This is a genomic window from Bradyrhizobium tropiciagri, from assembly GCF_001189845.1.
Lineage (GTDB): Bacteria > Pseudomonadota > Alphaproteobacteria > Rhizobiales > Xanthobacteraceae > Bradyrhizobium > Bradyrhizobium tropiciagri.
Genome location: NZ_LFLZ01000066.1, coordinates 43,206 through 50,114 on the forward strand (window position 1 = coordinate 43,206; position 6,909 = coordinate 50,114).

The window sequence follows — 6,909 nt, forward strand, 5'->3', positions numbered from 1 at the left end:
CGTTCCTCTTTGAGAAGCCAGCCCGGAAAGACCCACGCCCATGACCGCGATGCTATCCAGCGATTTGCCCCTGCCCCGGATCGGCCGCGGCAAGGTGCGCGATATCTACGCCGTCGGCGACGACCGCGTGCTGCTGCTCACCACCGACCGCATCTCGGCATTCGACGTGGTGATGGCGGAAACCATTCCGATGAAGGGCGCGGTGCTGACCCAGACCAGCGCCTGGTGGTTCCGGCAGCTCGAAGGCACCGTGCCGCATCACATGATCAGCGCCGATGCCGACGAGATCATCCGCGCGGTGCCCGAACTGAAGAACCATCGTGCCGACATTTTGGGGCGTGCGATGCTGTGCAAGCGCACCACCGTATTCCCGATCGAATGCGTGATCCGCGGCTACATCTCAGGCTCCGCCTGGAAGGAATACGCGGCTGAGGGCACCCTCGCCGGCGAGAAGCTGCCGGCGGGCCTGGTCGAAAGCCAGAAGCTCGAGCCCGCGATCTTCAGCCCGGCGACCAAGGCCGAGGCTGGCCATGACGAGAACATCACGGTCGCGCGGGTACGCGAGATCCTGGGCGCCGACGTCGCCGCGACGCTGGAGAAGATGGCCCGCGACGTCTACGGTTATGGCGAACAGACCAGCCGCGCCCGCGGCATCATCATTGCCGACACCAAGTTCGAGTTCGGCCGCGACAAGGACGGCCGCATTATCCTGATCGACGAGGTGATGACGCCGGATTCCTCGCGCTTCTGGGCGGTCGATGCCTACAAGCCCGGCCAGCCGCAGCCGAGCTTCGACAAGCAGCCGCTGCGCGACTATCTCGACGTCGAGCGCCGCGCCGGCCGCTGGAACGGCGACGCCCCCGCCCCGCCGCTGCCGGCGAGCGTGGTGGATGCGACGAGCAAGCGGTACCTGGAAGCGTATCGGCGCGTTACGGGCGCCGAGCTGAAGGTTTAGCGCGGCTCTCTCTATCACCGTCACCCTGAGGAGCGCGTAGCGCGTCTCGAAGGGTCGACGGCCCCGCTGGTGGCCGTCCATCCTTCGAGGCTCGCTGCGCTCGCGCCTCAGGATGACGGATTACGGGGTGAGAGGCGCGCTCCAATCAGCAGACTTGATCCACCGTCATTGCGAGCGAAGCGAAGCAATCCATCCCGCCGTTTGCGGAGATGTGGATGCTTCGTCGCTTCAGCGCAAAACTGCTTTGCAATTCTGTCGCGAGCTCCCCGCAATGACGACATCCAACTCAGGTGAATTCCATTCACCCCTGTTGAAGACATACCTTTTGTCGGCGCATCCGCTCCGCTGCACTCTCCGCCCAAAGCGGAGAGCACGCGATGCGGCAATTGACTTATATCGGCGGCAACAAGGTCGAATGGTGGGACGTTCCCCCGCCCAGGCTCCAGGATGACCGCGACGCGCTGGTACAGCCGCTCGCGGTGACGCGCTGCGATCTCGATCTTGCGATCGTCCACGGCCGATCGGGCCTCGCCGCTCCGTTTGCGCTCGGACATGAGACCGCAGGCCGCATTGTCGACATCGGCGGCGCGGTGAGGAATTTCGCGCCCGGCGATCTCGTCATCGTTCCGTTCCAGATCAGTTGCGGTGCCTGCGACCGCTGCCGGCGCGGCCACACCAATGCCTGCACTTCTGTGCCGTTCCGGTCGTCTTACGGATTGAAGCCGGTCTGCGGCGTCGAATATGGCGGCGGCCTGTCCGACCTGATTCGCGTGCCGTTCGCCGATCACATGCTGGTCCGCCAACCCGAAGGTCATCCCCTCTCGCAAACCGCAGGACTGGCCGATGGCGCGACCGACGGGTTCAGTGCGGTGGCGCGCTGGCTCGCGCAACGGCCCGGCGCCGACGTGCTGGTGATCGGCGGTTTCGCGCAGTCGCTCGCGATGTTTGCAGTGCAGGCGGCGGTGGCGCGCGGTGCCGGTCGCGTGGTCTATCTCGACGATCACGCGCCACGCCTCGCCAAGGCGAAGTCGTTCGGCGCCGACATCGTCGAAGCGCCGGCCGGCCTCATGATCGAGCCGCCCGGCCTGTTCCCGATCGTGATCGACGCGGCCGCGACCGACGCCAGCATCCTGCTGGCATTCCGCTCGACGGAACCGAACGGCATCTGCCAGCGCATGTATGGCGACTTCGCCGAAACCACACCGGTGCCGCTCCGGCACATGTACGGCGTCGGCATCACGTTGAAGGTCTCGCGCGTCAATGTGCGGGCCGAGTTGCCCGACTGCGTCGCCCATGTTGCGGCAGGGCATTACCACCCAGAGCATGTGATTACCCGCCGGGTCCGTTTCGAGGACGCGCATGAGGCGATCGGAGATCCGACCATCCGAGTGGCCTTCGTTCGCGATGGCATTGCCTGACGGGGACCGCTAAAGCGCGATGAATCGTCATCGCGCTCCAGCTCTTTGTTTGAGTATGATCTTTTCGGAAAACCGCTTCGCACTTTTCCGGATCATGCTCTAGGTTGGCTCCAACAAACAAACCCAGGGAGCGACCCATGTCCGATGCCGATACCGTGCTCGTCGAGCGCGATGGCCCTGTCACCATCATCTCCATCAACCGTCCGCACAACCGCAACGCTGTCGATGGCGCGACCGCACGCAAGCTGTACGACGCATTCCTCGCCTTCGATGCCGATGCCAGCGCATCGGTCGCGGTGTTCACCGGCACCGGCGGTTATTTCTGCGCGGGCGCCGATCTCAAAGCGGTCGCGGCCGGCGATCCCAACAAGAAGCGCGAGGTCGGCGGCCACAACACGATCGCACCGATGGGACCGAGCCGTCTGCGGCTCTCGAAGCCCGTCATCGCCGCGATCGAAGGCTATGCGGTCGCCGGCGGCATGGAGCTCGCGCTGTGGGCCGACATGCGCGTCGTCGCGGAGGACGCGACCTTCGGCGTGTTCTGCCGCCGCTTCGGCGTGCCGCTGATCGACCTCGGCACTATCCGTCTGCCGCGGCTGATCGGCCATTCGCAGGCGATCGATCTGATTCTCACCGGACGCCCGGTCACAGGCCCCGAGGCGCACCGCATGGGGCTCGCGAACCGGCTGGTGCCGAAGGGCGAGGCGCGCGCGCATGCCATCGCGCTCGCCAAGGACATCGCCAAATTCCCGCAGACCTGCGTGCGGGCCGACCGGCTGTCGGCGCTGCGGCAGTGGGACCTCGACGAGGAAGAGGCGATCAGGAACGAGATGCGCGGCGGACTCGATGTGATCGCCTCGGGCGAAACCCTGTCGGGCGCGACGCGCTTTGCCTCGGGCGTCGGCCGTCACGGCGCGTTCAGCAATGAGGGCGAAAACGGGTAGTCCACGGCGCCGGCCTTTGCGTTTCCGCCACGGCCATGCTGAGCTGTCGCAGCCATTCCGGAAGCCAAACGATGCCCACACAATCGATCGCAACCGAGCTGAAGACCTTCACCACGTCAGATGTCCTCCTGCAGAACGGCAGCGTGCTGCCGGAAGTCACGCTCGCGTACCGCACCGTCGGTACGCTGGCGCCGAACCGTGACAATGTCGTGCTGATCACCCATGGCAACACCAGCGGGCCGCAGATGATCGATCCCGGCGGATCGACCGGCGAAGGCAGCTGGTGCGAGATCGTCGGCCCCGGCAAGGCCGTCGACACCAACCGCTATTTCGCGATCTGCCCGAACATGCTGGGCTCGTCGTACGGCTCGACCAACGCAGCGAGCATCGACCCGCGGACCGGCCGGCGTTACGGGCCGCGCTTCCCTGATATCACCGTCGGTGACATCGTCGCGACCCAGCGAGCACTGCTCGATGGTCTCGGCATCGAGCGGCTGGTTGCGATCGTGGGTCCGTCCTATGGCGGCTTCCAGGCGCTGCAATGGGCGGTGAACTATCCCGACGCCATGCGCGGTATCGCCGCTGTCGTCACCGCGCCGCTGGTGCCGCGCGAGCGCGCCGAGGGCAATGTTGCGCGCCTGATGGCGACGCTGTCACAGGATCCGAACTGGAACGGCGGCGATTATTACGATCACGGCGGCGTGCTCGAGAGCATGATCCAGATCCGCACCGCGACGCTGAAGAGCTACGGCATCGAAACGCGGCTGCGCGATACGCTGACCGATCCGGCCGACATCGAGGCCGCGATCCGCGCCGAGGCCACGGAGTGGGCCAGGGGGTTCGACGCCAATTCGCTGCTGACGCTCGCCAGGGCGCTGCGGGGCTTCGACGTGACGGCGCAGTTCGAAAAGATCAAGGCCAAGCTGCTCTACGTGCTGTCGCGGACCGACAAGCTCTTCCCGCCGGAGCTCGCGCAGCAGGTAATGCCGGCGCTGAAGGCCGCCGCGTCGACGCCGATTACTTCCTGCTCGACAGCGATTACGGCCATTCCGCGTCGGGCCGCGACGCCGATAAATGGGCGCCGCGGTTGCGCGCGTTCATGGACGGCCTCGGTTAGACGATCGGAACGCATCCGCTCCGGTAGCCTGCACCCCCAGCCCTCCTCGCACGGGGGGCTAAAAATGCACGCGTTGAGAACCGGTTGTCACAAAAATCCTGTTGTCGTCCTGCGCCGGGCTCGTCTACGACTGACGGCGAAAGTTCAGGACATTTTTTAACGTGATTAGTCGATCGCTTTATTTCGGCTCGCGGGCGCGGCGGGCCATGCACGACATTCTCGGCGGCGGTGCGGCCAGCGTGCTCGGCATCACCTTCGGCCTGTCCTACGCGCTGCTGATCTTCGCCGGACCCTTGTCGCCCTATCTGTCATACGGCGTCGCGGCGACATTCATCTCCTCGGCGGTGCTGGCCACCTTGATCGCGCTCGGCAGCTCGCTGCCGTTCGCGGTCGCCGGCCCCGACAGCTCCACCGCAGCGGTGACAGGAATCCTGATGGCCTCGCTGGTCGAGCGCATCGGTGCCGCCGACCCGACGGCGCCGCTGCTCACACCGGTGCTGATCACGCTCGGGCTTTCGACCATCGTCACCGGCATCGTGCTGTGCTGTCTCGGGCTGACGCGGCTTGGCCGTGCCATCCGCTACGTGCCTTACCCCGTGGTCGGTGGCTTCCTCGGGGCGACCGGCCTATTGATCGTGCTCGGCGCGATCAGGGTGATCACCGGCTACCCCGTGCAGCTCAGCACCCTGTTCCACTTCACCAACATGATCACGATCTCCGAGCTCAGCGCCGCATGCGCGATGGCGCTGGTGCTGTATCTCACTTGGCATCGCTCGCGCAGCCCGTTCGGCCTGCCGGTCATCCTGGTCGGCGGCGTGATCGTGGCGCATCTTGTATTCTGGATCATCGGCCTCACGCCCGAGGAAGCGCACCTGACCGGCTGGACCTTCGAGCCGCCGCCGGCATCGACCTTCATGCTGCCCTGGCACGCCGCCGAGCTCGCGCAGTATCCTTGGTCGGCGGTGCCGGACCTGCTCGGCAACATGATCGCCGTCGTCTTCGTCACGGCGGCGAGCACGCTGTTCAACACCACCGGCATCGAGGTCGCGGTGCATCGCGAGGCCAATCTCGAGCGCGAGCTCAACATCACTGGCTTCGCCAATATCCTGACCGGCGCGCTGGCCGGCTATGCCGGCTGCATCTCGGTCAGCCGCTCGATCCTCAATTTCTCGAGCGGCGGGCGCGGCCCGCTGTCGGGACTGACGGTCGCGGCCATCTCGCTGCTGATGCTCGCCGTGGCGCCGCAGCTGCTCGGCTACATGCCGAAATTCGTGCTCGGCGGGCTCCTGATCTATCTCGGCGCGACCAGCTGCACAAATGGATGATCGAATCGCGCAAGCGGCTGTCGCAGACCGAATATGTGTCGCTGCTCGCGATCATCGCCATCATCGTGGCCTGGGGCTTCGTGCCCGGCATCCTGATCGGCGTCATCATCGGCTGCGCCACCTTTGCGCTCAGCGCGGCGCGGGTCGAGGCGATCAAATACGGCTTCGATGGTTCGGAGTACCGCAGCTCGCTGGATCGCTCGCGCGACGACCGCAACGTGCTGCAGGCCCATGGCGGCAAGATCCAGGGGCTCACCTTGCAGAGCTATCTGTTCTTCGGCTCCGCCAACCGGCTGTACCAGCACGTCAAGGCGCTGCTGCGCGAGCAGGCGGAGTGCCGCTATCTGCTGTTCGACTTCAAGCTCGTCACCGGCGTCGATTCGTCGGCGGCCTACAGCTTTGCGCAGATCAAGCGCAGCGCACACGAGGTCGGGGTCGAGCTCGTGCTGGTGCATCTGTCGGCCAAGGCCGAACAGGTGCTGCGCGCCAGCGATTTCATCACCGCGGGTGTCTCCGTGATCGACGAGCTCGATCATGCGCTGGAATGGTGCGAGAACCAGATCATCGCGCAGCACCAGGAACTGGCGCAGGAGGAAGCCGATCTGCGCGGCTGGTTCACCGGGCTGCTCGACAGCGAGGGCGACGCCGACACGCTGATCCGGCGCTGCCAGCGGCTCGAAGTCGACGCCGGCGAGGTCATCGTGCACGCCGGCGACGCCGCCGATTCCATGCACTTCATCCTCGACGGCCGCGTCGGCATCATGGTGCCCGCCGACGACGGCCGCACCACGCGCGTGCGCAGCCTCGGCCGCTACACCACGATCGGCGAGATGGGCCTCGTCGCGAACACCCCGCGCAGTGCGACCATCCAGGCCGAGATGGCGAGCGTGCTCTATGTGCTGAACACCCACCAATTCGCGGCGATCCGCGACGAGGACCCCGAGCTCAGCCACAAGCTGCTGACGTACTTCGTTTCCGTGATGGCGGAGCGGCTGACCTTCGCCAACCGCACCATCGCGGTGCTGCGGCGATAGCTTGCGATGAAGTGAGCTTCATCGTTGGCCGCGGCGGGACTCGGCTCCCTCTCCCGCTTGCGGGGGAGGGCTGGGGTGGGGGTCTCACCGACGGGTCGCCTAGAGGAGAGAGCACC

At 65.9% G+C, this 6,909-nt stretch carries 4 protein-coding genes and 1 pseudogene; all 5 read left to right on the forward strand.

Annotated features, from left to right (window positions below):
- Nucleotides 1–40: 40 nt before the first annotated feature.
- The 5 genes and pseudogenes from AKN84_RS35065 (at nt 41) to AKN84_RS35085 (ending at nt 6,793) form a co-directional block, all read left to right on the forward strand.
- Complete coding sequence (locus AKN84_RS35065) at nt 41–955, forward strand: phosphoribosylaminoimidazolesuccinocarboxamide synthase (RefSeq protein WP_050425020.1); 915 nt, start codon at nt 41–43, stop codon at nt 953–955.
- Between the two features lie 377 nt (nt 956–1,332).
- A complete protein-coding gene (locus AKN84_RS35070; protein ID WP_050425021.1) occupies nt 1,333–2,373 on the forward strand; it encodes a zinc-dependent alcohol dehydrogenase in 1,041 nt (346 codons plus the stop codon).
- A gap of 137 nt (nt 2,374–2,510) precedes the next feature.
- A complete protein-coding gene (locus tag AKN84_RS35075; RefSeq protein ID WP_050425022.1) occupies nt 2,511–3,317 on the forward strand; it encodes a crotonase/enoyl-CoA hydratase family protein in 807 nt (268 codons plus the stop codon).
- A 71-nt stretch (nt 3,318–3,388) separates the two neighbouring features.
- The gene (locus AKN84_RS35080; protein WP_050425023.1) at nt 3,389–4,594 is read left to right on the forward strand and encodes an alpha/beta fold hydrolase; all 1,206 of its coding nucleotides are present in this window, start codon (nt 3,389–3,391) and stop codon (nt 4,592–4,594) included.
- Between the two features lie 46 nt (nt 4,595–4,640).
- Nucleotides 4,641–6,793 (forward strand): annotated as a pseudogene (locus tag AKN84_RS35085) (SLC26A/SulP transporter family protein).
- The last annotated feature ends 116 nt before the right edge of the window (nt 6,794–6,909 follow it).

Bases quoted from the DNA above. Each gene is read 5' to 3' on its own strand.
- AKN84_RS35065 (WP_050425020.1), top strand. From the start codon at position 41: ATGACCGCGATGCTATCCAGCGATTTGCCCCTGCCCCGGATCGGCCGC.
- AKN84_RS35070 (WP_050425021.1), top strand. From the start codon at position 1,333: ATGCGGCAATTGACTTATATCGGCGGCAACAAGGTCGAATGGTGGGAC.
- AKN84_RS35075 (WP_050425022.1), top strand. From the start codon at position 2,511: ATGTCCGATGCCGATACCGTGCTCGTCGAGCGCGATGGCCCTGTCACC.
- AKN84_RS35080 (WP_050425023.1), top strand. From the start codon at position 3,389: ATGCCCACACAATCGATCGCAACCGAGCTGAAGACCTTCACCACGTCA.